A 25,010-nucleotide genomic window follows, 5' to 3' on the forward strand; every position below is an offset into this window, starting at 1 on the left:
TGTCAGACCAGCTGTTTACGCTGGTTGGACGGCGGAATGGATAAAGACTCTCGATACTTCGCAACAGTACGACGTGCCACCATAATACCCTGATCGGACAGCATGGTGGTTAACTTACTGTCGCTTAGTGGCTTCGCGGGGTTCTCCGCGGCGATCAACTTCTTCACCAGGGCACGAATGGCCGTTGACGACGCTTCGCCGCCGCCCTCGGTATTCACATGGCTGGAGAAGAAATACTTAAGCTCAAAAATACCGCGTGGACTGTGCAGATACTTCTGCGTGGTGACACGGGAAATGGTTGATTCATGCATTTCGACGGCCTGGGCGATATCCGCCAGTACCATCGGTTTCATATACTCTTCGCCCTGCTCAAAGAATGCCTGCTGCTGTTCGACAATACAGCGGCTGACGCGTAGCAGCGTATCATTTCGGCTCTCCAGACTTTTGATCAACCATCGCGCTTCCTGAAGATTGCTACGAATATATTGATTGTCGGAGTCGTTACGCGCGCTGGTGCACATGGAGGCATACTGCTGGTTGATTTGCAGGCGAGGGATGCTGTCTGAATTCAGTTCAACGACCCAGCGGTCATTGTGTTTTCTGACCAGCACGTCCGGGATCACGTACTCGGGCTCGCTGGTCTGGATCGACTGTCCCGGGCGCGGATCGAGCGACTGGATCAGATTCACCGCTTCTTTCAGCACCTCTTCCTTCAGGCGCGTGACGCGCATCAGGGAGCGGAAATCGTGGTTGGCCAACAGATCCAGATGATCGCTGATGATTAAGCGCGCCTCGTCGATCCATGGCGTCTCTTTGCTGAACTGAGAAAGCTGGATCAGCAGGCAGTCGCGCAGATCTTTTGCGGCCACGCCTACCGGATCGAAACGTTGGATGCGCTTCAGTACGGCTTCGATCTCCTCAAGCTCAATCTCTTCGTCGCCCATGCTTTCCAGGATATCGTCCAGCGTGACGGTCAAATAGCCGGTGTCGTCAACGGCATCGACAATTGAGGTGGCAATCGCGCGGTCGGTATCGGAGAAGGGGGTGAGTTCCACCTGCCACATCAGGTAATCCTGCAGCGACTGGGTGGTTTCTCCCTGATAGACCGGTAGCTCATCATCCTGGTAGTCTGCACGCGTACCGGAAGGGGTTCCGGCGGTGTAGATTTCATCCCAGCTGGCATCCAGCGGTAGCTCGTCGGGCATCTCTTTTTGTTCGAGTGCATCCGCGGTGTCGAGCGCTTCTGTATCCTGAGATTGCTGGGTATCTACCTCGTCATGAAGATCGGTTTGTTCCAGCAGGGGGTTGCTGTCCAGCGCCTGCTGGAGCTCCTGCTGAAGTTCTAACGTGGACAGTTGCAACAGGCGAATTGCCTGCTGTAGCTGCGGCGTCATCGCCAGTTGTTGGCTGAGCCTTAATTGCAAACCTTGCTTCATGTTCAGAGCATTTTTCTCCGGTTCGGCGTTACGTTACCTCTACCCTATCAGAGTCTGAAGTCTTCCCCAAGATAGACGCGCTTAACATGATCGTCTTCGAGGATCTGCTGCGGCGTACCGTGGGCGATCAGATTGCCCTGGCTCACAATATACGCGCGTTCACACACGGCCAGCGTTTCACGAACGTTGTGGTCGGTGATCAGTACGCCAAGCCCGCTGTCACGCAGGTGTTCAATGATACGTTTAATGTCGATAACCGAGATCGGGTCAACGCCCGCAAACGGCTCATCCAGAAGGATAAATTTCGGGTTTGCGGCCAGCGCACGCGCAATCTCAACGCGGCGGCGTTCACCCCCGGAGAGTGCCTGACCGAGGCTGTCACGCAGGTGCTCAATGTGGAACTCTTCCATCAGCTCGTTGGCACGATCCTGACGCTGTTCGCTGGTTAGGTCGTTACGAATTTGCAGGACCGCCATCAGGTTATCGTAAACGCTAAGACGACGGAAAATAGAGGCTTCCTGCGGCAGGTAGCCGATCCCGCGACGCGCGCGCGCGTGCAGCGGCAGAAGGCTGATGTCTTCATCGTCAATGATAATGTTGCCGGCATCGCGCGGCACAATGCCAACGACCATGTAGAAGGTGGTGGTTTTACCCGCACCGTTAGGGCCAAGCAGCCCTACAATTTCGCCGGAGTTGACGGTCAGACTGACATCTTCTACGACACGGCGGCCCTTATAGGCCTTCGCGAGATTTTTTGCAGTTAATGTTGCCATAACGAATTAGTTACTCTTCTTCTGTGCCGGGGCCTGGCCTTTGCCTTTATCCTGCAGCTGCGACGGAACCAGTACGGTCGTGACGCGTTTGCCTTTCTCGCTGGAGGCCTGCATTTTTTGCTCTTTCACCAGATAGGTGATCTGGTCGCCGGTAATGTTGCTGTCCAGCTGTTCCAGATACGCATTTCCGGTCAGGATGACCAGGTCCTTCGCCAGCTCGTAGTGCATATGCGAGGCGTGACCTTTCACCGGCTTGCCGTTGTCCTGCATCTGGTAGAAGGTTGCCGGGTTGCCGTAACCATCAATAATCTCTTTGCCCTGTTCGCCACCCGGACGGGTCACGACCACTTTGTCGGCGTTAATTTTGATGGTGCCCTGAGTCATGACGACGTTACCCGTGAAGGTGACGACGTTACCCTGCATATCGAGAGACTGGGTATCGGACTCGATATGGATCGGTTGATCGGTATCGCCCGTTACAGCAAGCGCGGGGAGACTGGTCGCCAGCATCGCGCTGGCGATAATTACTTTAAGGCTGAGTTTGTTTGTTTTGAATTTCATAGGAGGTTCTAACCTTTTCAATCAGCTCGGCGTTTTTGCTGCGTAAGTTCCCGCGCATTCTCAAACCGCTGGAATTAAATGTTGTGCCATACAGTGTGACCAGATCCTGCGAGGTCACGTCCTGGGTTACCAGGTTAATCTGGGCGTTATCCGTCGTAATTTTTCGCAGTTGCGAGTCAGCGGTCAGGGCGTTGACTTCAACGTGGCCATACAGATAAAGCATACGGTCATTTGTCAGTTTTGCCCGATCTGACTTAATTGACCACGTCGGGACTTTGTCCTTATCAAAGGTGGTCATGACAGGCTGGGTAAACCACGAAATACCGTCATCTGAAAAATATTCAACGTGCTGGGCAATCAGGCGATAGTTCAGCGCACCTTCCGGGCTGTAGACCACGGTGTCGCTGTGATCGCTTTTATAGGTTGGATCGTTATTGTTGACCACTTGCGTTTGCGTATCGTCGCGATCGGCAAGGTTCACGCCAATCAAGACCAGTGCGACAAGCGAAAGCAAAATGATAATCCAACGTCTGGTTTTACTCATATCGATTGCCCTTTGGCCTCATCAAGCTTGCCCTGCGCCAGCAAAAGCAGATCGCAGACTTCACGTACGGCACCACGGCCCCCGTTGATGTGGGTAACGTAGTCAGCGCGCGGGATCAGCAGCGGATGCGCATCGGCAACGGCGATGCTCAGCCCCACTTCAGCCATCACGGGCCAGTCAATCAGATCGTCCCCGACGTAGGCCACGTTTTCCGGTGCGATAGCCAGTTTACCCAGTAAATCCTTAAACGCCGCCATTTTATCGGATTGACCCTGATACAGATGGGTAATTCCTAAGGTTTCACAGCGGTCTTCTACCAGTTTAGCTTTTCGCCCGGTGATGATAGCCACCTCAATACCGGAGGTGAGCGCACAGCGGATACCGTAGCCGTCGCGAACGTTAAACGCCTTCAGCTCTTCACCATTATTGCCCATGTAAATCAGGCCATCGGAGAGTACCCCATCCACATCCAGGATGAGCAGACGAATGTTTTCCGCCTTTGCCATCATCTGGGTACTGACCGGACCATAACAGGTTGCAAGGGATGCACCCGCATTACTCATTGTCTTATCCTTCATTACACTACGCCTGCGCGCAGCAGATCATGCATATGTACCACACCCAGCAACTGGTCGCCATCGGCAACCATAACGGAGGTGATATGGCGGGACTGCATCAGGTTCAGCACATCCACGGCCAGCGTACCCGGACGCACGCGGATACCGCCCGGCGTCATCACGTCGGCAATGCCGAGCGTGCGGACATCTACACCCATGTCGAACACGCGACGCAGGTCGCCATCGGTGAAGATCCCCTGAATTTTCATCAGATCGTCGCACACGACCGTCATACCCAGATTCTTGCGGGTGATTTCCAGCAGCGCATCACGCAGGGAGGCTTCTTTACTCACGTGAGGGATCTCATCCCCGGTGTGCATAATATCGTTTACCCGAAGCAGCAGCTTGCGCCCCAGCGCACCGCCCGGGTGGGAAAGCGCGAAATCTTCCGGCGTAAAACCGCGGGCTTCGAGCAGCGCGACGGCAAGCGCATCGCCCATGACCAGCGCGGCGGTGGTGCTGGACGTTGGCGCCAGGCCGAGCGGACAGGCCTCCTTGGGCACCTTCACGCACAGGTGAATATCAGCCGCGCGCGCCATGCTGCTTTCCGGACGGCTGGTCATGCAAATAAGCGGCACCTGCAGGCGCTTCAGTACCGGGATCAGCGCCAGGATCTCATTGGACTCACCGGAGTTGGACAGCGCGATGACGATATCCTGCGGCGTGACCATACCCAGGTCGCCGTGCGCGGCTTCCCCCGGGTGTACAAAGAAGGAAGAGGTTCCGGTGCTGGCAAATGTTGCCGCCATTTTGCGTCCAATGTGGCCGGACTTACCCATCCCCATCACCACGACTTTGCCGGCACAGTAGAATATCTTCTCACATGCCAGACTAAAATCCTGATTAATGTACCGATCTAACTGCGCCAGACCTTCACGTTCAATCTCCAGAACCTCTTTGCCTGCTTTCTGAAAGTCAAAACCCGGCTGCAATTCTATTTGCGACATAATGCGTTTCCGTTTACCCAGAGAGAAGAGGCGAGAGCCAGTACAGCATCGCCATCCATACGATAAATCCACCCGTCAGCAGCGCGCCTGCGCCTTTGCCGATCTGTCGTTGCCGCCGCCAGCAGAGCAGGGCAAATATCACGCTGACCAATAACATCACGCCGTAGTCGCGTGAGAACGCCAGGGGATTAAAGGGCCCTGGCGTAATCAGGGCTGGCAGACCCATCACAATGGCGATATTAAAAATGTTAGAACCGATGATATTACCAATGGCAATGTCATCCTCACCTTTACGTGCCCCCGCAATGGCCGTGGCCAGCTCCGGCAGGCTGGTACCGATGGCAATCACCGTCAGGCCAATGGTCAGTTCACTGATGGCGAAATAGTTCGCCAGCACCGTCGCGTTATCCACGACCATGCGCGTGGCCATCGGCATGATGATCAGCGCAACGCCAAGCCAGAGCAGGGCAACAGGCAGCGTGCCTTCTCGCGGAAGTTCGGCAACCTGCTCACGCGTGAGGCTATCCTGGCCCTGTTTCTCAGCCAGACGGGCGATTTTAACACTATACAGCAGCCAAATAACGGCCAGCGCCAGCAAGAAAATGCCGTCGCTGTAGCTCAGTACACCATCGTAAAAAACGCAGCCTGCCAGCAGGCTTACGATTAACATTAGCGGCAATTCACGGCGCAGAACATCAGAATGCACGCGAAATGGATGGAGCAGGGCGGCCAGGCCTAAAATCAAGAGTATATTGACGATGTTAGAGCCAATCGCGGTACCGACTGCCAGGTCTAACTGGCCATGCAGCGATGCCGAGACAGAGACGATGATTTCAGGAAGTGACGTTCCAACACTGACCACGGTCATCCCGATGACGACAGGCGGTACGCCCGTCAGGCGACACAGGATAGATGCAGCAAACACTAAACGGTCAGCACTGTAGACCACCAATAGTAAACCAATTATTAACAGTGCTGTTGCTAAAAGCATCAAAAGTCCTTTCTTCAGGTATACTCGTCGGTCCATCGCGCGGGAATGGCTGGACTGCATACAGTCTGAGGCGTAACGAATTCCTAATTTTGACTTTATGCGCCGGAAAAGTAAAACAAATGCCAGCTTTCGCTAACCTCAACGGCTATTATTCTGTAAAAATGCGGAGTTGAGGGCTGATTCAGGCGGCATGCCTTAACGTGAGCAGGGTAATAAAGGAACCATAAATGAGCCAAACGATGGCGAATTTAGTCGATGTTCGCGGTGTGAGTTTTTCTCGCGCCAACAGATTGATATTTGATGATATTTCGTTGACCGTACCGCATGGCAAGATCACTGCCATCATGGGGCCGTCCGGGATCGGTAAAACGACCCTGCTGCGCCTTATTGGTGGGCAGATCCCACCCGATCGCGGTGAAATCCTCTTTGATGGCGAAAACATCCCGGAGATGTCACGCTCGCGCCTGTATACTGTCCGCAAACGCATGAGCATGCTCTTTCAGTCTGGAGCCTTGTTCACCGACATGAATGTCTTTGATAACGTGGCCTACCCGCTGCGCGAGCATACCAGCCTGCCGCCGGAACTGCTGAAAAGCACGGTGATGATGAAGCTTGAAGCCGTCGGTTTGCGGGGCGCCGCGAAGCTGATGCCTTCTGAGCTGTCCGGTGGGATGGCGCGCCGTGCCGCGCTGGCGCGAGCCATTGCATTAGAACCTGATTTAATCATGTTCGACGAACCGTTTGTTGGACAGGATCCCATCACGATGGGCGTGCTGGTGAAGCTCATCTCTGAACTGAACAGCGCGCTTGGCGTCACCTGCATTGTGGTATCTCACGATGTACCGGAAGTATTGAGCATTGCCGATTACGCCTATATCGTGGCGGACAAAAAGATCGTCGCACACGGTAGCGCCCAGGCGCTGCAGGAAAATTGCGATCCGCGCGTGCGGCAGTTCCTCGACGGTATTGCCGATGGCCCTGTGCCGTTCCGCTACCCGGCGGGCGACTATCGTGACGATTTACTGGGAATAGGGAGTTAAGCCACTCATGCTGTTAAATGCGTTGGCCGCTCTCGGACACCGTGGCATAAAAACCATCAGGACGTTCGGGCGTGCCGGATTGATGTTATTCAACGCGCTGGTCGGCAAGCCGGAATTCCGTAAGCACGCACCGCTATTGGTGCGCCAGCTTTATAATGTCGCCGTGCTGTCGATGCTCATCATCATTGTTTCCGGTCTGTTTATCGGTATGGTGCTTGGGCTACAGGGCTATCTTGTGCTGACAACCTACAGTGCGGAAACCAGCCTCGGGATGCTGGTGGCGCTCTCGCTGCTGCGTGAACTGGGGCCGGTTGTGGCGGCGCTGCTGTTCGCCGGGCGTGCGGGGTCGGCATTAACGGCTGAAATTGGCCTGATGCGTGCGACCGAGCAGCTCTCCAGCATGGAGATGATGGCGGTCGATCCGCTGCGTCGCGTGATCTCACCGCGTTTCTGGGCGGGGGTGATCTCTTTACCGCTGCTGACGATTCTGTTTGTCGCCGTGGGTATCTGGGGCGGTTCGCTGGTCGGCGTGCACTGGAAAGGCATTGATGCCGGTTTCTTCTGGTCCGCGATGCAGGACGCCATTGACCTGCGAATGGATCTGGTTAACTGCCTGATTAAAAGCGTGGTATTTGCCATTACGGTCACCTGGATTGCATTGTTCAATGGTTACGATGCCATCCCGACGTCGGCGGGCATTAGCCGTGCAACTACACGTACAGTCGTACATTCGTCGCTGGCCGTACTGGGTCTGGATTTTGTGCTCACCGCACTGATGTTTGGGAATTGAGTTCATGCAAACGAGAAAAAATGAAATTTGGGTCGGTGTATTCCTGCTGCTGGCGCTGCTGGCCGCGCTGTTTATCTGCCTGAGAGCGGCGGATATCACGTCTGTGCGCACCGAGCCGACGTATCGCATCTATGCCACCTTCGACAACATCGGCGGGCTGAAGGCGCGCTCACCGGTTCGTATCGGCGGCGTGGTGATCGGACGCGTATCTGACATTACGCTTGATGAGAAAACCTATCTGCCACGCGTCGCGATGGATATCGAAGAGCGTTACAACCATATCCCGGACACCAGCTCCCTTTCTATCCGTACTTCCGGCCTGCTGGGCGAACAATATCTGGCGCTTAACGTCGGCTTTGAAGACCCCGAGCTGGGAACGACTATCCTTAAAGACGGTAGCGTCATTCAGGATACGAAATCCGCGATGGTGCTGGAGGATATGATTGGTCAGTTCCTTTACAGCAGTAAAGGGGATGAGAAAAAATCCGACGCTGCCCCAGCGCAGAGCGAAGATCATACCGACGTCGCACCGACGCCAGGTGCTGCGAATTAATATCAGGAGAAGTCATTCATGTTTAAACGACTGTTAATGGTTGCCATGCTGGTCATCGCCCCTCTTACCGCCGCTCACGCTGCGGATCAGAGTAACCCGTACAAACTGATGGACGAAGCGGCGAAGAAGACCTTCGACCGTCTTAAAAATGAACAGCCTAAAATTCGTGCTAATCCTGATTATCTGCGTGACGTCGTTGACCAGGAGCTGCTGCCGTACGTGCAGATTAAGTATGCGGGTGCGCTGGTGCTGGGACGTTATTACAAAGACGCGACCCCTGCGCAGCGTGATGCTTACTTTGCCGCGTTCCGTGAATACCTGAAACAGGCTTATGGCCAGGCGCTGGCAATGTACCACGGTCAGACCTATCAGATTGCGCCTGAGCAGCCGCTGGGTGATGCAACCATCGTCCCTATCCGTGTGACGATCATCGATCCTAACGGTCGTCCGCCGGTTCGTCTGGATTTCCAGTGGCGTAAAAACAGCCAGACCGGTCACTGGCAGGCGTATGACATGATTGCCGAAGGGGTAAGCATGATCACCACCAAACAGAACGAATGGAGTGACCTGCTGCGCACCAAGGGCATCGATGGCCTGACCGCGCAGCTGCAGTCTATCTCTCGTCAGAAAATTAGCCTGGATGAGAAGAAGTAATGTCACAGCAACTCAGCTGGTCGCGTGAAGGCGAGACATTAAAGCTGTCCGGTGAGCTGGATCAGGATCTGCTGAACCCACTGTGGGACAAACGCCATGAAGCGATGCAGGGCGTGACGCTCATCGATTTAACTGACGTCACGCGGGTGGATACGGCGGGTGTTGCGCTGCTGGCCCATCTGGTTGCGGTAGGGAAAAAGCAGGGTGCTAGCGTTACGCTTCACGGCGCGAGCGATAATGTCGTGACCCTTGCACAGCTCTACAACCTCCCTCAGGACGTACTGCCTCGTTAATATTTTCAGTGCGTTACTTCCGAAAGCCCTGACAGTTTCATCGTCGGGGCTTTTTGCTTGTTTAAGACAACGCCACTTTGCTCTAAGATGTTGGGCTTGTTTTCACTATCAGATGATTAAGAGCCCATGGAAAATCATGAAATCCAGACAGTGCTGATGAATGCACTCTCCCTTCAGGAAGCCCACGTCTCTGGCGATGGCAGTCACTTCCAGGTTATTGCTGTGGGTGAGATGTTCGACGGTATGAGCCGTGTGAAGAAACAGCAGGCTGTGTACGCGCCGCTGATGGAATATATTGCGGATAACCGCATCCACGCCCTGTCGATTAAAGCGTTCACCCCGCAAGAGTGGGCACGCGATCGCAAACTAAACGGTTTTTGAGCTGAGGGCGACAGGCCCGCAGCACGGTTGAATTTATAAGAGAGCACACAATGGATAAATTTCGTGTACAGGGGCCAACGCGTCTCCAGGGCGAAGTCACAATTTCTGGCGCCAAAAACGCCGCGCTGCCAATCCTCTTTGCTGCGCTGCTCGCGGAAGAGCCGGTAGAAATTCAGAACGTACCGAAGCTGAAAGATATCGACACCACCATGAAGTTGCTCACCCAGTTGGGCACGAAAGTTGAGCGTAACGGTTCCGTCTGGATCGACGCCAGCAAGGTGAATAACTTCTCAGCTCCTTACGATCTGGTGAAAACCATGCGCGCATCTATCTGGGCGCTTGGCCCGCTGGTGGCGCGTTTTGGTCAGGGTCAGGTCTCTCTGCCGGGCGGCTGCGCTATCGGTGCGCGTCCGGTTGACCTGCACATCTTTGGTTTGGAGAAACTGGGCGCAGAGATCAAGCTGGAAGAAGGTTACGTTAAAGCGTCCGTCAATGGTCGTCTGAAAGGCGCGCACATTGTCATGGACAAAGTGAGCGTGGGCGCAACGGTCACCATTATGTCTGCGGCGACGCTGGCAGAAGGGACCACTATCATCGAAAACGCCGCGCGCGAACCGGAAATTGTGGATACCGCCAACTTCCTCGTTGCGCTGGGCGCGAAGATCTCCGGTCAGGGGACCGACCGTATCACCATCGAAGGCGTTGAACGTCTGGGCGGTGGTGTCTATCGCGTACTGCCGGACCGTATCGAAACCGGTACTTTCCTGGTCGCTGCGGCGATTTCTGGCGGTAAGATTGTTTGTCGCAACGCGCAGCCAGATACCCTGGATGCGGTGCTGGCGAAACTGCGCGATGCGGGTGCGGATATCGAAATCGGTGAAGACTGGATCAGTCTTGATATGCACGGCCAGCGTCCAAAAGCGGTCAATGTGCGTACGGCACCGCATCCGGCGTTCCCAACGGACATGCAGGCGCAGTTCACCCTGTTGAACCTGGTCGCCGAAGGTACTGGCTTCATCACAGAAACCATTTTCGAGAACCGCTTTATGCACGTACCGGAGCTGATCCGTATGGGTGCGCATGCTGAGATCGAAAGCAATACCGTGATTTGCCATGGCGTTGAGAAACTGTCTGGTGCTCAGGTGATGGCAACCGATCTGCGTGCGTCCGCAAGCCTGGTGCTGGCGGGTTGTATCGCGGAAGGCACAACGATCGTGGATCGTATTTATCACATCGATCGTGGCTATGAGCGTATCGAAGATAAGCTGCGCGCGCTGGGTGCCAATATCGAGCGAGTGAAGGGCGAGTAATCGTTCCGGCAGCCCCCTGCCAGCAATGACCGGGGGGTTGCTGTTCCTGTCAAAAACGCATTACTCCTGCGGTTCTCTTTTTGCCTTTCTCTGGCGAATCATGCGCGATCTGTCGATAAATTCATGGGTGATGGGATCGTGGTAGCGCGAAGGCCAAATTACCCACGGATGCGTATCCAGCGCCGTCGCGATAATTAATTCTCCCTTCGGCCAGGGGCGGGTGAGGGCGTTTGCCAGAGTTGAAGAACTCAGTCCATGGCGGCGGGACTCTGCTGCCAGTGAAGTGCCTCTTTTGCGCAGCGCGGCAATAATATCAGCCGTGTGCCAGTCGATAAATTTCGTATCCATAACGCCGTCCTTAAGTTCGGATTCAACTACGCCGTTTCTTCTGAAACGACGGGGTTACTATACCCATTTCAAACTCTTGTTCTAAAAAGTTCGCGTTACTTGAAGGGATATTCAGAATAAGACATGGCTTTATTCATGCGGTCTCTAAACTGATGAATTTACAGGAATACGGAATTTACAGGAGTTTATTGGAATCTCCCCGCCAGGGCCGCGGGGAGAGACAAGGAGGATTAACGGTCGCGCTGAACGGCGATGTGGGCAAGACCAATCAGCGCCTCGCGCCACGGGCTGTCGGGAATGACCTGGAGAGCTTCGATGGCTTTGTCGGCTTCTTCTTCCGCACGCTGACGCGTCCATTCCAGCGATCCGCAGATAGCCATGGTTTCCAGCACAGGTTCCAGAAGATGGCGGCCATTTCCCTGCTCAATCGCTTCACGGATCATTTTCGCCTGGTCGGCCGTTCCGTTGCGCATAGCATGGAGCAGGGGCAGGGTCGGTTTGCCTTCGTTCAGGTCATCGCCCACGTTTTTGCCGAGCGTCTCGCCGTCCGCACTGTAGTCCAGCAAATCGTCAATCAGCTGGAATGCCGTACCAAGATAGCGGCCATAGTCCTGCAGACCTTTCTCCTGCGCTTCGGTACAGTCAGCCAGAATGCCGGAACACTGGGCAGCCGCTTCAAACAGGCGCGCGGTTTTGCTGTAGATCACGCGCATGTAGTTTTCTTCGGTGATGTCAGGGTCGTTGACGTTCATCAGCTGCAGTACTTCGCCTTCAGCAATGACGTTTACGGCTTCAGACATCACTTCCAGCACTTTCAGGGAGCCCAGACTGGTCATCATCTGGAAGGCGCGGGTATAGATAAAATCCCCCACCAGTACGCTGGCTGCGTTCCCGAAAGCGGCGTTTGCCGTGGCTTTGCCACGACGCATATCCGATTCATCCACCACATCGTCATGCAGAAGCGTCGCCGTGTGAATAAATTCGATGAGCGCTGCGATAGTGATGTGAGCATTTCCCTGATAACCAACGGCTCTGGCAGCCAGAATGGCGATCATCGGACGAATGCGTTTACCGCCGCCGCTGACGATGTAATAGCCCAACTGATTGATCAGCTGAACGTCAGAGTTGAGTTGCTCCAGGATTGCTGCATTCACACCCGCCATATCTTGCGCGGTTAACTCGTTGATTTTTTCTAAATTCATCGCAAAAGCCGGGCTTTTTATCCTGTTGATCCCATCTTCAATGGGGTAACGAAGGGTTTCGGTTTATCAATAGTAGTGCTGATTGTACTGAAAAAACGGCACAGATAAACGTTACCGTACGTGTTGTGTTTTTTTTCTTCATGTATTGACGGTAGCACTTGTCAAAGGCTCGCGTTTTGCGTAATATTCGCGCCCTATTGTGAATATTTATAGCGCACTCTGAATCATACGAGGATGTGCGCGGAAGCGGAGTTTATATGTACGCGGTTTTCCAAAGTGGTGGTAAACAACACCGAGTAAGCGAAGGTCAGACCGTTCGCCTGGAAAAGCTGGACATCGCAACTGGCGAATCTGTTGAGTTCGCAGAAGTTCTGATGATCGCAAACGGTGAAGAAGTCAAAATCGGCGTTCCTTTCGTTGATGGCGGCGTTATCAAAGCTGAAGTTGTTGCACACGGTCGTGGCGAGAAAGTTAAAATCGTTAAGTTTCGTCGTCGTAAGCACTACCGTAAGCAGCAGGGCCACCGTCAGTGGTTCACTGATGTGAAAATTACTGGCATCAGCGCCTAAGACCTGAGGAGAGATTTAAATGGCACATAAAAAGGCTGGCGGCTCCACACGTAACGGTCGCGATTCAGAAGCTAAACGCCTTGGCGTTAAGCGTTTCGGTGGCGAATCCGTTCTGGCGGGTAGCATCATCGTTCGTCAACGTGGTACCAAATTCCACGCTGGCAACAACGTAGGTTGCGGTCGTGACCACACTCTGTTTGCTAAAGCAGACGGTAAAGTGAAATTTGAAGTTAAAGGCCCGAACAACCGTAAATACATCAGCATCGTTGCTGAGTAAGGTTTTCTCGGTCCGGTAACGGATTAAAGCCCCGCAACCTGTTGCGGGGCTTTTTACATTGGAAACCCGGTAATTTTTTTCTGTAGGGAAAACGGGCATGAAGCAGCAGGCCGGCATGGGCATTCTTTTGGCACTTACCACCGCAATGTGCTGGGGTGCGTTGCCAATTGCAATGAAGCAGGTACTGGAAGTGATGGAGCCGCCTACGGTGGTCTTTTATCGCTTTCTGATGGCAAGCATCGGCCTCGGGGCCATTCTGGCTATCAAAGGTAAGCTTCCATCCTTGCGGCTCTTCCGTAAACCGCGCTGGCTGGTATTGCTGGCTATCGCGACGGGTGGTCTGTTCGGTAACTTCATCCTGTTCAGCTCTTCCCTGCAATATCTCAGCCCCACGGCGTCGCAGGTGATAGGTCAGCTTTCACCGGTGGGCATGATGGTCGCCAGCGTCTTTATCCTCAAGGAGAAGATGCGCGGTACGCAGATCATCGGGGCGAGCATGCTGTTATGCGGTCTGGTGATGTTCTTCAACACCAGTCTGATAGAGATTTTTACCCGCCTGACGGATTACACATGGGGTGTCATTTTCGGTGTGGGTGCAGCAACGGTCTGGGTGAGCTATGGCGTCGCGCAAAAGGTGTTATTGCGTCGACTTGCCTCACAGCAGATCCTCTTTTTGCTGTACACTTTGTGTACAATAGCATTGCTGCCATTAGCAAAGCCGGGCGTGATTACCCAGCTTAGCGACTGGCAACTGGCGTGCCTCATTTTTTGTGGGCTGAACACGCTGGTCGGTTATGGCGCGCTGGCCGAAGCGATGGCGCGCTGGCAGGCAGCACAGGTGAGCGCGTTAATTACGCTTACTCCGCTGTTTACGCTGTTATTTTCAGATTTGTTATCAATGGCCTGGCCCGATGTCTTCGTCAGACCGATGCTCAACCTGTTGGGTTATCTCGGTGCGTTTGTCGTGGTTGCGGGCGCGATGTATTCCGCCATTGGTCATCGTCTTTGGGGACGTTGGCGCAAAAATGAAGCGGTTGTAGTAGTCCCCCGCTCAGGCGAATGAGTTACGGAGAGTAAAATGAAGTTTGTTGATGAAGCGACGATCCTGGTCGTGGCTGGTGATGGCGGCAATGGTTGCGTGAGCTTCCGCCGTGAAAAGTATATCCCACGTGGCGGTCCTGATGGCGGCGACGGCGGGGATGGTGGTGACGTGTGGCTGGAGGCGGATGAAAACCTCAACACGCTGATCGACTACCGTTTCGAAAAATCTTTCCGTGCCGAGCGCGGCCAGAACGGTCAGAGCCGTGACTGTACGGGTAAACGTGGTAAAGACGTCAACATCAAGGTTCCGGTCGGTACGCGTGTGATTGACCAGGGCACCGGTGAAACCATGGGTGATATGACCAAACACGGTCAGCGCCTGCTGGTTGCTAAAGGTGGCTGGCACGGTCTCGGTAACAGCCGTTTTAAATCATCGGTTAACCGTGCTCCGCGTCAGAAAACCATGGGGACACCGGGCGATACGCGCGAGCTGCAGCTGGAACTGATGCTGCTGGCTGACGTCGGTATGCTGGGAATGCCTAACGCCGGTAAATCGACGTTTATCCGTGCTGTATCAGCCGCGAAGCCAAAAGTGGCGGATTATCCGTTTACGACGCTGGTGCCAAGCCTGGGCGTTGTTCGTATGGACCACGAAAAGAGCTTTGTTGTCGCTGATATCCCTGGTTTGATCGAGGGCGCAGCAGAAGGCGCAGGACTGGGTATTCGCTTCCTGAAACACCTTGAGCGCTGCCGCGTATTGCTGCACATCGTTGATATCAATCCAATCGATGAGTCCGATCCGGTCGAAAACGCCCGTATCATTATCGGTGAACTTGAAAAATACAGCGAAAAACTCGCAGGTAAGCCACGTTGGCTGGTCTTCAACAAGATCGACCTGATGGATAAAGCCGAAGCGGAAGCAAAAGCCAAAGCGATTGCTGAAGCGATGGGTTGGGAAGATAAATACTACCTGATCTCTGCGGCAAGCCAGGTTGGCGTGAAAGATCTGTGCTGGGATGTGATGACCTTTATCATCGAGAACCCAATCGTTCAGGCGGAAGAAGCGAAACAGCCTGAAAAAGTTGAATTCATGTGGGATGACTACCACCGCCAGCAGCTTGAAGAGCTGGAAGCTGAAGAAGATGATGAAGACTGGGACGATGACTGGGATGAAGACGACGAAGAAGGCGTCGAGTTCATCTACAAGCACTAATATCTGTCTAAGGCCCCCATTATGGGGGCTTTTTTTATTCCAGCGCTGAGGGCAGCCAGCAGCTGGCGATTAAGCCGCCTTCAGCGCCATTTTCAAGCGTTAATCTGCCGTGGTGGAGCTGCACGATGCGCTGCACAATACTCAGGCCCAGACCGCTGCCTCCGTAGCGCTGGTCAAGACGGCGGAATGGCTCGGTAATTGACTGTCGGTGTGCTTCATCAATCCCTGGCCCCTGATCGATAACGCCGATCTGCGTCCCCCCGTCGACCTCGGTTAAAGTCACCGTAATCGTTGTCCCTGCCGGGCTGTAGCGTCCGGCATTCTCCAGCAGGTTGCGCAGCATCAGGCGCAGGAGCACGGCGTCTCCCTGAACCGTGAGCGCGCTTTTAGCAGGCCAAATCACCGTATGCTCTTTGGCTTCATGCCCCAGGCCGAGAGGTTCAATGATATTTTCCGTCCAGCTTACGGTTTCGTAGTGGCCGCTCGCCATTGCCTGTCCGGCACGGGCCAGCATCAGCAGCTGTTCGACGGTATGCATCAGCTGATCGATACGGCTAATTAACGTCGCGGCCTGAGGCGCGCCTGACTGCGCCATGAGCTCAAGATGGAGCCGGATACCGGCAAGAGGTGTTCGAAGCTCGTGTGCGGCGTCAGCGGTGAAGAGGCGCTCCTGCTGAATGGTATTGTCCAGTCGGGCGAGCAGCTGGTTCAGGGAGGTTGTCACCGCGCCGATTTCTTCCATGTCGGAATACATGGGAAGCGGAGTTAAGTTATCCGCCGAACGGTTAGCCAGGCTGGCACGCAGTTTGTTCAGGGGCTGGGTTATCCAGGTAACCGCCCAGAATGAAAACAGCAGCGTGAAACCGACCATCACCAGAGAAGGGACGAGAAGAGATGCAATCGCCTCGCGGATCTCTTTCTCGACATGGTTATTGCGGGCTTTTGCCGACAGCGTTTCACTGACCAGAAAACCAATCTGCTCACGGCTTTCATGCCACAGCCAGATGACGCTTATTAGCTGGAAAAATAACAGAATGACCGCCAGCAGCACCATCAAACGCCGACGCATGCTGTTCATTTCTGGCTCTCCAGGCGATAGCCAACGCCACGGACGGTTTTGATTCTGTCCTTGCCGAGCTTGCGACGCAGGTTGTGAATGTGCACTTCAAGGGTATTGGACCCCGGATCGTCCTGCCAGGAGTAGATATCCTGCTGGAGCGTTTCTCTGTGCACCGTTTGCCCGCTGCGCATGATCAGACGCGTAAGCAAGGCAAACTCTTTTGGCGTCACCTCTACCGCCTGATCCTGGCGCAGTACCTGCTGGGTTTGCAGATTCAGCGTAATATCGCCGTCGGTCAGTAAGTTATCACTATGGCCCTGATAGCGGCGAATCAACGCTCGCACCCGAGCCTGCAGCTCTGCAAGCGCGAAAGGCTTCACCAGGTAATCATCTGCGCCTGCATCGAGGCCGGTGATACGATCCTCAATGGCATCGCGTGCCGTCAGGATCAATACCGGGTTGGCGATACCGCGGCGTCGCCACTGGCTGAGCAGCGTGGCGCCGTCTTTATCAGGCAGGCCCAAATCGAGGATCACCAGACTGTATTCGCCGCTCTGAATCAGGGCGTCCGCCTCCGCCGCGGTGCCGGCACAGTCGAGGGCATACCCCTCATTGGCCAGCCCCAGCGCCAGCCCTTCCTGCAATAACAAATCGTCTTCAACTATGAGTAGTTTCATCGCTAGTTATTCTGGTAGATGTCCTTATAAAGCCTGCTTTCGAAGCGAACAAGCGGAATACGACGATTGCGCTGGTCGGTCGGTTCGACGGCATAGCCGGAAAGATACTGCACGAATGCCATGCGTTGTCCGCTGGCGGTAGTGATGAAGCCTGCAAGGTTGTAAACCCCCTGCAGTGAGCCTGTTTTAGCGGATACTTTGCCATCCACGCCGGCAGCGTGAAGCCCGGCGCGATACTGCAGTGAACCGTCATGCCCGGCCAGCGGCAGCATTGAAATAAAGTTTAGCTCAGTGTCATGCTGTGCAATGTACTGAAGCACCTGCATCATCGTGGCCGGGGAGATCAAGTTATGACGCGATAATCCGGAGCCATCGACCGCGATGGTATTACCCAGCTCGATCCCGGCCTGCTGGCGCAGGATCTGACGAACGGCGTCTGAACCCGCACGCCAGGTGCCCGGCACGCCGAAACGCGCGTGACCAATCATGCGAAATACAGTGTCGGCAATCATGTTGTCAGACTTTTTCAGCATGATTCGCAGTAAATCGTGCAGCGGCGGGGACTGTTTGCTGGCGATGACCGTGCCGGGCTGGTTGACCTGCGTCTGGCGAAGCAGCGTGCCGGAGTAGGTGATTCCCGCCTGTTTCAGTTCATCTTTCAGAATGGCGCCCGCATAGCTTGCCCCATCCTGTATCGCAAAGGCCAGCGGCAGCGGATCGGCGCGCTGCGTCAGGCAGCCGGTAAGCGTGAAGCGGTTAAGATCGCCTGGCACGACGTCCAGCTCACAATATTGCGCATCCGGGGAGCCTTTCGCCAGCGTGCGAACCTGGCTAAACATCGTGACCGGGTAATAGGACGCTATGCGAATAAACGCTAAATCATCTGGCTTCGGCGCGCTGTAAAGCGAAACCGAGAAGCAGTTACGGTCGACAATCGCGGCGGCGGGCGGGGCGCTAAAGCACTGGGTCATGTCGTTCCACGGCCAGCCAGGGGCTTTATCGTGGCTGGCAAAGATGGAGGTGTCGATCAGCACATTGCCATCAATTTTCTGCACGCCAGATTTTTTCAGCACCGCAACCATATTGCGGATATCCTGACGCTTAAAGGTCGGATCGCCGCCAAAACGGGCGATAAGATCGCCTTTCAGTTCACCGCCTGCTACGTTACCTCTGGTTTCGAGTGTGGTCGTAAAACGGAAGTCAGGCCCGAGCTGGAGCAGGGCGGCGAGGGCAGTGATCACCTTTTGGGTACTGGCAGGCAGGGCCATCTGTTGACTGTGATAGTCAATCTCGGGAGCCTGTGCGCCAACCTTCTGCACCATCAGGGCAAGGTTCGCGCCTGCGGGGAGCTGATTAATGTACTCATCAACATTCGCGGCCTGGGCGGTGAACGTTATACTGGTAGTCAATCCGATGATAAATCTGGAAAATCGCATAATCTCGCGCTAACAACCCGAAAACAAACCGTCATACTACGGTGCATGGCACTGCAAAGTAAACGATGACCCATAGTGAACTTCGCGGTAAAATGCATATCAAATTGAAAAATTGCTGCTGACCTGGGGCATTGCTCCCGGGTCGGTTTTCTTTTTGCTTCTTGCCCGCTTAGGGGGGCAGGAGCAGGGAACACTGCTCCCAACAGGAATGTTTAAGAGGTATAACAAATGCAAGCTATTCCGATGACCTTACGTGGTGCCGAAAAACTGCGCGAAGAGCTGGATTTTCTGAAATCCGTGCGTCGCCCTGAAATCATCGCCGCTATCGCGGATGCGCGCGAGCATGGCGACCTGAAAGAGAACGCTGAATACCACGCCGCGCGTGAGCAGCAGGGCTTCTGTGAAGGGCGTATTAAAGATATCGAAGCAAAACTGTCCAATGCACAGGTTATCGATATCACCAAAATGCCTAACAATGGGCGTGTGATCTTTGGTTCTACCGTGACCGTGCTGAACCTGGACAACGACGAAGAGCAGACCTATCGCATCGTGGGTGATGATGAAGCAGACTTCAAACAGAACCTGATTTCAGTGAACTCTCCGATTGCTCGCGGCCTGATTGGCAAAGAGCAGGACGATGTTGTTACCATCCGCACCCCTGGCGGTGAAGTGGAATACGAAATTATTAAGGTTGAATACCTGTAATTCGCTTCTCTACTAAGATGTTGATACATTGTAAAGAAAAGAAAAAGGCCGCATAGCGGCCTTTTATCAACTCAAGGAGCATGGCATTTTGCTCGCCTGCTGACAGAAATCCCTCGTTTCACACAGAAAATGTGTTTGATTCAGGATATCCTTAGCGTGGCAGCGAGATTTTGCGCTCTTTAGATGGGCGATAGAGCACCAGCGTTTTACCGATGACCTGTACATTACAGGCGCCGGTTTCGCGCACGATGGCTTCCACGATCAAGGTTTTAGTGTCTCTGTCTTCAGAGGCGATTTTCACCTTGATCAGCTCGTGGTGTTCCAGCGCTTGTTCAATCTCGGCAAGCACCCCTTCGGTCAAACCATTGTTGCCAAGCATGACTACAGGCTTGAGCGGATGTGCCAGACCTTTAAGGTGCTGTTTTTGTTTAGTACTCAGATTCATCGTATATTTTTGCTTACGTTGGGATTGAAAACGGTTCATTCTACCGCCATCTCCCTAATATCGCCAAATAGCAGCGTAGAAATTTACGCCAAAGGTAAGCAACGATGAACCCGGACGGAAATGTTAAATGACAGGTAAAAAGCGTTCTGCCAGTTCCAGCCGCTGGCTTCAGGAACACTTTAGCGATAAATATGTTCTGCAGGCGCAGAAAAAGGGGTTGCGTTCCCGCGCCTGGTTTAAACTTGATGAAATACAGCAAAGTGACAAACTTTTTAAGCCGGGGATGACGGTTGTCGACCTCGGCGCTGCCCCTGGCGGATGGTCCCAGTATGCGGTCACGCAGATCGGCGGAGCGGGTCGAATCATCGCATGCGATCTTTTACCAATGGATCCCATCGTCGGTGTCGACTTCCTTCAGGGCGATTTTCGTGATGAATTAGTGCTGAAAGCGTTACTTGAACGTGTGGGTGACAGTAAGGTTCAGGTTGTCATGTCTGATATGGCACCAAATATGTGTGGAACACCGGCGGTGGATATCCCCCGCGGCATGTATCTGGTTGAGCTAGCGTTAGAAATGTGTCGTGATGTTCTGGCGCCTGGTGGTAGTTTTGTTGTGAAGGTGTTTCAGGGCGAAGGTTTCGAGGAGTATCTTAAGGAAATTCGCTCCCTGTTTGCGAAGGTTAAAGTTCGTAAGCCGGACTCTTCCCGGGCCCGTTCCCGAGAAGTGTATATTGTAGCGACCGGGCGAAAATGATAACCGGTAGATTTCAGGCGAAAGTTTGAATGAAACTGGATATAGAGTATCCTGACGCTGTTTTTAACACAGTTGTAATGTGAGGTTAATCCCTTGAGTGACATGGCGAAAAACCTAATTCTCTGGCTGGTCATTGCCGTCGTGCTGATGTCAGTATTCCAGAGCTTTGGGCCCAGCGAGTCGAATGGCCGCAAGGTGGATTATTCTACCTTCCTGCAGGAGGTCAATCAGGACCAGGTTCGCGAAGCGCGTATCAACGGACGTGAGATCAACGTTACCAAGAAAGATAGTAACCGTTACACGACTTACATCCCGGTGAACGATCCTAAGCTGCTTGATAACCTTCTGACCAAAAACGTCAAGGTAGTTGGCGAGCCGCCAGAAGAACCAAGCCTGCTGGCTTCTATCTTCATTTCCTGGTTCCCGATGCTGCTTCTTATCGGCGTCTGGATCTTCTTTATGCGCCAGATGCAGGGCGGCGGTGGCAAAGGTGCCATGTCGTTCGGTAAGAGCAAGGCGCGTATGTTGACGGAAGACCAGATCAAGACCACGTTCGCTGATGTCGCCGGTTGTGACGAAGCGAAAGAAGAGGTGGGTGAACTGGTTGAGTACCTGCGTGAACCGAGCCGTTTCCAGAAGCTGGGCGGTAAGATCCCGAAAGGCGTGCTGATGGTTGGCCCTCCGGGTACCGGTAAAACCCTGCTGGCGAAAGCCATCGCGGGTGAAGCGAAGGTGCCGTTCTTTACTATTTCAGGTTCTGACTTCGTTGAAATGTTCGTGGGTGTCGGTGCATCTCGTGTGCGTGACATGTTCGAGCAGGCCAAAAAGGCAGCTCCGTGCATTATCTTCATCGATGAAATCGACGCCGTAGGCCGCCAGCGTGGCGCAGGTCTGGGCGGTGGTCACGATGAACGTGAACAGACGCTAAACCAGATGCTGGTTGAGATGGACGGCTTCGAAGGTAACGAAGGTATCATCGTTATCGCGGCGACTAACCGTCCGGACGTACTTGACCCTGCGCTGCTGCGTCCAGGCCGTTTCGACCGTCAGGTTGTTGTGGGTCTGCCGGACGTTCGCGGTCGTGAACAGATTCTGAAAGTTCACATGCGTCGCGTACCGCTGGCACCAGATATCGACGCGGCAATCATTGCGCGCGGTACCCCGGGCTTCTCCGGTGCGGACCTGGCTAACCTGGTCAACGAAGCCGCTCTGTTTGCCGCTCGCGGTAACAAGCGCGTCGTATCGATGGTGGAGTTTGAGAAAGCGAAAGACAAAATCATGATGGGTGCGGAACGTCGCTCCATGGTGATGACGGAAGCGCAGAAAGAGTCCACGGCATACCACGAAGCGGGTCACGCGATTATCGGTCGCCTCGTGCCGGAACACGATCCGGTGCATAAAGTGACGATTATTCCGCGCGGTCGTGCGCTGGGTGTGACCTTCTTCCTGCCTGAAGGCGACGCGATTAGCGCCAGCCGTCAGAAACTGGAAAGCCAGATTTCTACCCTGTACGGTGGTCGCCTGGCAGAAGAGATTATCTACGGTGTGGAACATGTTTCTACCGGTGCGTCCAACGATATCAAAGTCGCGACAAACCTGGCGCGTAACATGGTGACGCAGTGGGGCTTCTCCGACAAACTCGGTCCGCTGCTGTATGCAGAGGAAGAGGGTGAAGTATTCCTGGGCCGTTCTGTGGCTAAAGCGAAACATATGTCCGATGAGACGGCTCGTATCATCGACCAGGAAGTAAAATCTCTGGTAGAGCGTAACTATGCACGTGCTCGCCAGATCCTGAACGACAATATGGACATCCTGCATTCGATGAAAGATGCGCTCATGAAATATGAGACCATCGATGCACCGCAGATTGACGACCTGATGGCGCGCCGTGAAGTGCGTCCGCCAGCAGGCTGGGAAGACCCAGGCGCTTCCAATAATTCTGACAACAATGGCACCCCGCGTGCGCCGCGTCCGGTTGATGAACCGCGTACGCCAAACCCGGGCAACACCATGTCAGAACAGTTGGGCGATAAGTAAGTCACTGCTGTTGACGCGTTTGTCTGTACCTCAAACCCTGGAGCTTGCTCCGGGGTTTTTCATTTCTGTTTAACGATATAGATATCAGGGATTTCGCCATGAAATTATTCGCTCAGGACTCGCATCTCGATCTTTCACATCCCCATGTGATGGGGATCCTGAATGTTACCCCTGACTCCTTCTCTGACGGCGGCACGCACAACACGCTTATCGAGGCGGTTAAGCACGCGAATTTAATGATTAATGCGGGTGCCACCATTATTGACGTTGGCGGCGAATCGACGCGTCCGGGTGCGGCGGACGTGTCTGTGGAAGAAGAGCTGGCGCGCGTGGTGCCGGTGGTTGAAGCGATTGCCCAGCGGTTTGAAGTGTGGATCTCCGTTGATACCTCCAAACCGGAAGTGATTCGTGAAGTGGCGAGAGTGGGCGCTCACATTATTAATGATATTCGCTCACTGACTGAGCCTGGCGCGATTGAGGCGGCAGCGGAAACTGGCCTGCCGGTCTGCCTGATGCATATGCAGGGTCAGCCGAAAACCATGCAGGAAGCACCGAAGTACGACGATGTCTTTGCCGACGTGAATCGCTTCTTTATTGAGCATATCGCGCGCTGTGAACGTGCAGGTATCCCAAAAGAGAAATTGCTGCTCGACCCGGGGTTCGGTTTCGGTAAAAATCTCTCACACAATTATGCGTTGCTTGCGCGTCTGTCGGAATTCCATCACTTTGGTCTGCCGCTGCTGGTGGGGATGTCGAGAAAGTCGATGATTGGGCAGTTGCTGAACGTGGGGCCGAGCGAGCGCCTGAGCGGCAGCCTGGCCTGCGCGGTGATTTCGGCTATGCAGGGCGCGCACATAATTCGTGTCCATGACGTCAAAGAAACAGTAGAAGCCATGCGTGTGGTGGAAGCCACACTGGCAGCGAAGGAAAACAAACGCTATGAGTAATCGTAAATATTTTGGTACCGATGGTATCCGCGGGCGTGTAGGCGATGCTCCCATCACCCCTGATTTTGTCCTGAAGCTCGGCTGGGCTGCCGGTAAAGTGCTGGCGCGTCATGGTTCCCGTAAGATCATTATCGGTAAAGACACCCGTATTTCGGGCTATATGCTGGAATCTGCGCTGGAAGCGGGTCTGGCGGCGGCCGGACTGTCCGCCTCCTTTACGGGCCCAATGCCAACGCCTGCAGTCGCGTATTTGACGCGCACCTTCCGTGCGGAAGCGGGGATTGTCATCTCGGCTTCTCACAACCCGTTCTACGACAACGGCATTAAATTCTTCTCCATTGACGGCACCAAGCTTCCGGATGACGTGGAAGAGGCTATTGAAGCTGAAATGGAAAAAGAGATCACCTGTGTTGATTCCGCAGAGCTGGGTAAAGCCAACCGTATCGTTGATGCAGCGGGTCGTTATATCGAATTCTGTAAAGGCACCTTCCCGAATGAGCTGAGCCTCGCTCACCTCAAAATTGTGGTGGACTGTGCAAACGGCGCGACCTATCACATCGCCCCGAATGTCTTCCGCGAGCTGGGTGCGAAAGTGATCACCATTGGCTGCGAGCCGGATGGTCTGAACATTAACGAGCAGGTAGGGGCAACTGACGTTCGTGCCCTGCAGGCGCGTGTTCTGGCGGAGAAAGCCGATCTGGGTATTGCCCTGGACGGCGACGGTGACCGCGTGATCATGGTCGACCACGAAGGCAACAAGGTCGACGGCGATCAGATCCTCTACATCATTGCACGTGAAGGTCTGCGTCAGGGCCAGCTGCGCGGTGGTGCGGTGGGTACGCTGATGAGTAATATGGGCCTGGAACTGGCGCTGAAACAGCTCGGTATTCCGTTTGTCCGCGCGAAAGTGGGTGACCGCTATGTGCTGGAAAAACTGCAGGAGAAGGGCTGGCGCATCGGTGCAGAAAACTCGGGTCACGTGATCCTGCTCGACAAAACCACCACCGGTGACGGTATCGTAGCCGCGCTGCAGGTGGTTGCCGCGATGGCGCGCAACCATATGAGCCTGCACGATCTGTGCAGCGGGATGAAAATGTTCCCACAGATCCTGGTAAACGTACGCTTCACTGCCGGTAAAGGCGATCCGCTGGAAAATGAGAACGTCAAAGCGGTGATGGCTGACGTTGAAGCGGCCCTGGGCACTCGTGGACGCGTGCTGCTGCGTAAGTCCGGTACCGAACCGCTGATCCGCGTGATGGTGGAAGGTGAAGACGAAGCGCAGGTAACCGAATTTGCACACCGTATTGCGGATGCGGTAAAAGCAGCATAAAACTGACGGTAAGCGTTCTGAGAGGCGGCTTTTGCCGCCTTTTTTCTTTTTGTATGTCCTCAATTATTACCATAAATTA

Annotated in this window: 29 protein-coding genes; 16 read left to right on the top strand and 13 right to left on the bottom strand. The window is 54.2% G+C overall.

The window, feature by feature from the left end:
* Positions 1–2: 2 nt before the first annotated feature.
* From rpoN to KIF87_RS12190, 7 genes are read right to left on the bottom strand one after another with little or no spacing between them, the layout of a single operon-like run.
* Complete coding sequence (rpoN, locus tag KIF87_RS12160; protein ID WP_063143582.1) at positions 3–1,436, bottom strand: RNA polymerase factor sigma-54; 1,434 nt, start codon at positions 1,434–1,436, stop codon at positions 3–5.
* 47 nt (positions 1,437–1,483) lie between these two features.
* Entirely contained in the window at positions 1,484–2,209 is a 726-nt protein-coding gene (gene lptB / locus KIF87_RS12165; RefSeq protein ID WP_023309359.1) for an LPS export ABC transporter ATP-binding protein, read from the bottom strand.
* A gap of 6 nt (positions 2,210–2,215) precedes the next feature.
* Positions 2,216–2,770 (bottom strand): lipopolysaccharide ABC transporter substrate-binding protein LptA, encoded by a 555-nt coding sequence (gene lptA / locus KIF87_RS12170; protein ID WP_023309358.1) that lies wholly within the window; start codon positions 2,768–2,770, stop codon positions 2,216–2,218.
* A complete protein-coding gene (lptC, locus tag KIF87_RS12175; RefSeq protein WP_121424777.1) occupies positions 2,739–3,314 on the bottom strand; it encodes an LPS export ABC transporter periplasmic protein LptC in 576 nt (191 codons plus the stop codon). The genes lptA and lptC overlap by 32 nt, the downstream gene beginning before the upstream one ends.
* Positions 3,311–3,877: a 3-deoxy-manno-octulosonate-8-phosphatase KdsC gene (gene kdsC / locus KIF87_RS12180; RefSeq protein WP_023309356.1), complete on the bottom strand. Its 567-nt coding sequence runs from the start codon at positions 3,875–3,877 to the stop codon at positions 3,311–3,313. The genes lptC and kdsC overlap by 4 nt, the downstream gene beginning before the upstream one ends.
* 14 nt (positions 3,878–3,891) lie before the next feature.
* Positions 3,892–4,878, bottom strand: coding sequence for an arabinose-5-phosphate isomerase KdsD (gene kdsD / locus KIF87_RS12185; RefSeq protein WP_213328856.1), 987 nt, complete (start codon positions 4,876–4,878; stop codon positions 3,892–3,894).
* A gap of 13 nt (positions 4,879–4,891) precedes the next feature.
* Entirely contained in the window at positions 4,892–5,869 is a 978-nt protein-coding gene (locus tag KIF87_RS12190) for a calcium/sodium antiporter (RefSeq protein ID WP_023309354.1), read from the bottom strand.
* Positions 5,870–6,096: 227 nt separating this feature from the next.
* Here KIF87_RS12190 and mlaF point away from each other — a divergent pair, with 227 nt between their 5' ends.
* The 7 genes from mlaF to murA all read left to right on the top strand — a co-directional run bounded on the left by mlaF (position 6,097) and on the right by murA (position 10,890).
* On the top strand, positions 6,097–6,909 hold the full coding sequence (gene mlaF / locus KIF87_RS12195) for a phospholipid ABC transporter ATP-binding protein MlaF (protein WP_213328857.1): 813 nt from the start codon (positions 6,097–6,099) through the stop codon (positions 6,907–6,909).
* A 7-nt stretch (positions 6,910–6,916) separates the two neighbouring features.
* Positions 6,917–7,699 carry a lipid asymmetry maintenance ABC transporter permease subunit MlaE gene (mlaE, locus tag KIF87_RS12200; RefSeq protein ID WP_023333605.1) on the top strand — a complete coding sequence of 261 codons (783 nt, stop codon included), beginning with the start codon at positions 6,917–6,919 and terminating at the stop codon, positions 7,697–7,699.
* A 4-nt stretch (positions 7,700–7,703) separates the two neighbouring features.
* Positions 7,704–8,252 carry an outer membrane lipid asymmetry maintenance protein MlaD gene (gene mlaD / locus KIF87_RS12205; RefSeq protein WP_023309352.1) on the top strand — a complete coding sequence of 183 codons (549 nt, stop codon included), beginning with the start codon at positions 7,704–7,706 and terminating at the stop codon, positions 8,250–8,252.
* Between the two features lie 18 nt (positions 8,253–8,270).
* Positions 8,271–8,906 (top strand): phospholipid-binding protein MlaC, encoded by a 636-nt coding sequence (gene mlaC, locus KIF87_RS12210; protein ID WP_023333604.1) that lies wholly within the window; start codon positions 8,271–8,273, stop codon positions 8,904–8,906.
* Entirely contained in the window at positions 8,906–9,199 is a 294-nt protein-coding gene (gene mlaB, locus KIF87_RS12215; protein WP_032639716.1) for a lipid asymmetry maintenance protein MlaB, read from the top strand. Before mlaC ends, mlaB begins: the two co-directional genes overlap by 1 nt.
* 126 nt (positions 9,200–9,325) lie before the next feature.
* Positions 9,326–9,580: a BolA family iron metabolism protein IbaG gene (gene ibaG / locus KIF87_RS12220; RefSeq protein ID WP_023333602.1), complete on the top strand. Its 255-nt coding sequence runs from the start codon at positions 9,326–9,328 to the stop codon at positions 9,578–9,580.
* 50 nt (positions 9,581–9,630) lie between these two features.
* Positions 9,631–10,890: a UDP-N-acetylglucosamine 1-carboxyvinyltransferase gene (gene murA / locus KIF87_RS12225; protein ID WP_023309349.1), complete on the top strand. Its 1,260-nt coding sequence runs from the start codon at positions 9,631–9,633 to the stop codon at positions 10,888–10,890.
* A 60-nt stretch (positions 10,891–10,950) separates the two neighbouring features.
* On the opposite strand, the gene sfsB is transcribed toward murA, so the two are convergent.
* The gene (gene sfsB, locus KIF87_RS12230; RefSeq protein WP_121424774.1) at positions 10,951–11,238 is read right to left on the bottom strand and encodes a DNA-binding transcriptional regulator SfsB; all 288 of its coding nucleotides are present in this window, start codon (positions 11,236–11,238) and stop codon (positions 10,951–10,953) included.
* Positions 11,239–11,468: 230 nt separating this feature from the next.
* The gene (gene ispB / locus KIF87_RS12235) at positions 11,469–12,440 is read right to left on the bottom strand and encodes an octaprenyl diphosphate synthase (protein WP_024906360.1); all 972 of its coding nucleotides are present in this window, start codon (positions 12,438–12,440) and stop codon (positions 11,469–11,471) included.
* Positions 12,441–12,697: 257 nt separating this feature from the next.
* Between ispB and rplU the strand changes: the two genes are divergently transcribed.
* From rplU to cgtA, 4 genes are all read left to right on the top strand, one after another.
* A complete protein-coding gene (gene rplU / locus KIF87_RS12240; protein WP_003025032.1) occupies positions 12,698–13,009 on the top strand; it encodes a 50S ribosomal protein L21 in 312 nt (103 codons plus the stop codon).
* Positions 13,010–13,028: 19 nt separating this feature from the next.
* Entirely contained in the window at positions 13,029–13,286 is a 258-nt protein-coding gene (gene rpmA / locus KIF87_RS12245) for a 50S ribosomal protein L27 (RefSeq protein ID WP_004385076.1), read from the top strand.
* A gap of 97 nt (positions 13,287–13,383) precedes the next feature.
* Positions 13,384–14,349, top strand: a complete 966-nt coding sequence (locus KIF87_RS12250) for a DMT family transporter (protein ID WP_159515010.1) — start codon at positions 13,384–13,386, stop codon at positions 14,347–14,349.
* A 15-nt stretch (positions 14,350–14,364) separates the two neighbouring features.
* Positions 14,365–15,540, top strand: a complete 1,176-nt coding sequence (gene cgtA / locus KIF87_RS12255) for an Obg family GTPase CgtA (RefSeq protein ID WP_010436018.1) — start codon at positions 14,365–14,367, stop codon at positions 15,538–15,540.
* A 34-nt stretch (positions 15,541–15,574) separates the two neighbouring features.
* On the opposite strand, the gene pmrB is transcribed toward cgtA, so the two are convergent.
* Genes pmrB through dacB form a run of 3 tightly spaced genes read right to left on the bottom strand, consistent with a single transcriptional unit; the run spans position 15,575 to position 18,713 of the window.
* Complete coding sequence (gene pmrB, locus KIF87_RS12260) at positions 15,575–16,618, bottom strand: two-component system sensor histidine kinase PmrB (protein ID WP_213328858.1); 1,044 nt, start codon at positions 16,616–16,618, stop codon at positions 15,575–15,577.
* Entirely contained in the window at positions 16,615–17,277 is a 663-nt protein-coding gene (gene pmrA, locus KIF87_RS12265; protein WP_024906362.1) for a two-component system response regulator PmrA, read from the bottom strand. Before pmrA ends, pmrB begins: the two co-directional genes overlap by 4 nt.
* Positions 17,278–17,279: 2 nt before the next feature.
* Entirely contained in the window at positions 17,280–18,713 is a 1,434-nt protein-coding gene (dacB, locus tag KIF87_RS12270) for a serine-type D-Ala-D-Ala carboxypeptidase (protein WP_213328859.1), read from the bottom strand.
* Positions 18,714–18,941: 228 nt separating this feature from the next.
* Between dacB and greA the strand changes: the two genes are divergently transcribed.
* Complete coding sequence (greA, locus tag KIF87_RS12275; protein WP_014171793.1) at positions 18,942–19,418, top strand: transcription elongation factor GreA; 477 nt, start codon at positions 18,942–18,944, stop codon at positions 19,416–19,418.
* Positions 19,419–19,569: 151 nt separating this feature from the next.
* Here greA and yhbY read toward each other — a convergent pair whose 3' ends face one another.
* Positions 19,570–19,863 carry a ribosome assembly RNA-binding protein YhbY gene (yhbY, locus tag KIF87_RS12280; RefSeq protein ID WP_032614629.1) on the bottom strand — a complete coding sequence of 98 codons (294 nt, stop codon included), beginning with the start codon at positions 19,861–19,863 and terminating at the stop codon, positions 19,570–19,572.
* Between the two features lie 127 nt (positions 19,864–19,990).
* On the opposite strand from yhbY, the gene rlmE reads away from it, so the two are divergent.
* From rlmE to glmM, 4 genes are all read left to right on the top strand, one after another.
* The gene (rlmE, locus tag KIF87_RS12285) at positions 19,991–20,617 is read left to right on the top strand and encodes a 23S rRNA (uridine(2552)-2'-O)-methyltransferase RlmE (protein ID WP_010436004.1); all 627 of its coding nucleotides are present in this window, start codon (positions 19,991–19,993) and stop codon (positions 20,615–20,617) included.
* A gap of 102 nt (positions 20,618–20,719) precedes the next feature.
* Complete coding sequence (gene ftsH / locus KIF87_RS12290; protein ID WP_010436002.1) at positions 20,720–22,654, top strand: ATP-dependent zinc metalloprotease FtsH; 1,935 nt, start codon at positions 20,720–20,722, stop codon at positions 22,652–22,654.
* A gap of 98 nt (positions 22,655–22,752) precedes the next feature.
* The gene (folP, locus tag KIF87_RS12295) at positions 22,753–23,601 is read left to right on the top strand and encodes a dihydropteroate synthase (protein WP_213328860.1); all 849 of its coding nucleotides are present in this window, start codon (positions 22,753–22,755) and stop codon (positions 23,599–23,601) included.
* Positions 23,594–24,931, top strand: coding sequence for a phosphoglucosamine mutase (gene glmM / locus KIF87_RS12300; RefSeq protein ID WP_121424771.1), 1,338 nt, complete (start codon positions 23,594–23,596; stop codon positions 24,929–24,931). Before folP ends, glmM begins: the two co-directional genes overlap by 8 nt.
* Positions 24,932–25,010: the final 79 nt, after the last annotated feature.

The sequence above is a fragment of the Enterobacter sp. 120016 genome (genome assembly GCF_018383635.1).
Lineage (GTDB): Bacteria > Pseudomonadota > Gammaproteobacteria > Enterobacterales > Enterobacteriaceae > Enterobacter > Enterobacter asburiae_D.

Coding starts and splice junctions, on each gene's coding strand:
- cgtA (WP_010436018.1), top strand. CDS start 14,365: ATGAAGTTTGTTGATGAAGCGACGATCCTGGTCGTGGCTGGTGATGGC.
- mlaE (WP_023333605.1), top strand. CDS start 6,917: ATGCTGTTAAATGCGTTGGCCGCTCTCGGACACCGTGGCATAAAAACC.
- rlmE (WP_010436004.1), top strand. CDS start 19,991: ATGACAGGTAAAAAGCGTTCTGCCAGTTCCAGCCGCTGGCTTCAGGAA.
- murA (WP_023309349.1), top strand. CDS start 9,631: ATGGATAAATTTCGTGTACAGGGGCCAACGCGTCTCCAGGGCGAAGTC.
- ftsH (WP_010436002.1), top strand. CDS start 20,720: ATGGCGAAAAACCTAATTCTCTGGCTGGTCATTGCCGTCGTGCTGATG.
- lptC (WP_121424777.1), bottom strand. CDS start 3,314: ATGAGTAAAACCAGACGTTGGATTATCATTTTGCTTTCGCTTGTCGCA.
- KIF87_RS12250 (WP_159515010.1), top strand. CDS start 13,384: ATGAAGCAGCAGGCCGGCATGGGCATTCTTTTGGCACTTACCACCGCA.
- rpoN (WP_063143582.1), bottom strand. CDS start 1,436: ATGAAGCAAGGTTTGCAATTAAGGCTCAGCCAACAACTGGCGATGACG.
- dacB (WP_213328859.1), bottom strand. CDS start 18,713: ATGCGATTTTCCAGATTTATCATCGGATTGACTACCAGTATAACGTTC.
- lptB (WP_023309359.1), bottom strand. CDS start 2,209: ATGGCAACATTAACTGCAAAAAATCTCGCGAAGGCCTATAAGGGCCGC.
- folP (WP_213328860.1), top strand. CDS start 22,753: ATGAAATTATTCGCTCAGGACTCGCATCTCGATCTTTCACATCCCCAT.
- ispB (WP_024906360.1), bottom strand. CDS start 12,440: ATGAATTTAGAAAAAATCAACGAGTTAACCGCGCAAGATATGGCGGGT.
- mlaB (WP_032639716.1), top strand. CDS start 8,906: ATGTCACAGCAACTCAGCTGGTCGCGTGAAGGCGAGACATTAAAGCTG.
- sfsB (WP_121424774.1), bottom strand. CDS start 11,238: ATGGATACGAAATTTATCGACTGGCACACGGCTGATATTATTGCCGCG.
- lptA (WP_023309358.1), bottom strand. CDS start 2,770: ATGAAATTCAAAACAAACAAACTCAGCCTTAAAGTAATTATCGCCAGC.
- ibaG (WP_023333602.1), top strand. CDS start 9,326: ATGGAAAATCATGAAATCCAGACAGTGCTGATGAATGCACTCTCCCTT.
- kdsD (WP_213328856.1), bottom strand. CDS start 4,878: ATGTCGCAAATAGAATTGCAGCCGGGTTTTGACTTTCAGAAAGCAGGC.
- pmrB (WP_213328858.1), bottom strand. CDS start 16,618: ATGAACAGCATGCGTCGGCGTTTGATGGTGCTGCTGGCGGTCATTCTG.
- yhbY (WP_032614629.1), bottom strand. CDS start 19,863: ATGAATCTGAGTACTAAACAAAAACAGCACCTTAAAGGTCTGGCACAT.
- rpmA (WP_004385076.1), top strand. CDS start 13,029: ATGGCACATAAAAAGGCTGGCGGCTCCACACGTAACGGTCGCGATTCA.
- greA (WP_014171793.1), top strand. CDS start 18,942: ATGCAAGCTATTCCGATGACCTTACGTGGTGCCGAAAAACTGCGCGAA.
- kdsC (WP_023309356.1), bottom strand. CDS start 3,877: ATGAGTAATGCGGGTGCATCCCTTGCAACCTGTTATGGTCCGGTCAGT.
- rplU (WP_003025032.1), top strand. CDS start 12,698: ATGTACGCGGTTTTCCAAAGTGGTGGTAAACAACACCGAGTAAGCGAA.
- pmrA (WP_024906362.1), bottom strand. CDS start 17,277: ATGAAACTACTCATAGTTGAAGACGATTTGTTATTGCAGGAAGGGCTG.
- glmM (WP_121424771.1), top strand. CDS start 23,594: ATGAGTAATCGTAAATATTTTGGTACCGATGGTATCCGCGGGCGTGTA.
- KIF87_RS12190 (WP_023309354.1), bottom strand. CDS start 5,869: ATGCTTTTAGCAACAGCACTGTTAATAATTGGTTTACTATTGGTGGTC.
- mlaF (WP_213328857.1), top strand. CDS start 6,097: ATGAGCCAAACGATGGCGAATTTAGTCGATGTTCGCGGTGTGAGTTTT.
- mlaC (WP_023333604.1), top strand. CDS start 8,271: ATGTTTAAACGACTGTTAATGGTTGCCATGCTGGTCATCGCCCCTCTT.
- mlaD (WP_023309352.1), top strand. CDS start 7,704: ATGCAAACGAGAAAAAATGAAATTTGGGTCGGTGTATTCCTGCTGCTG.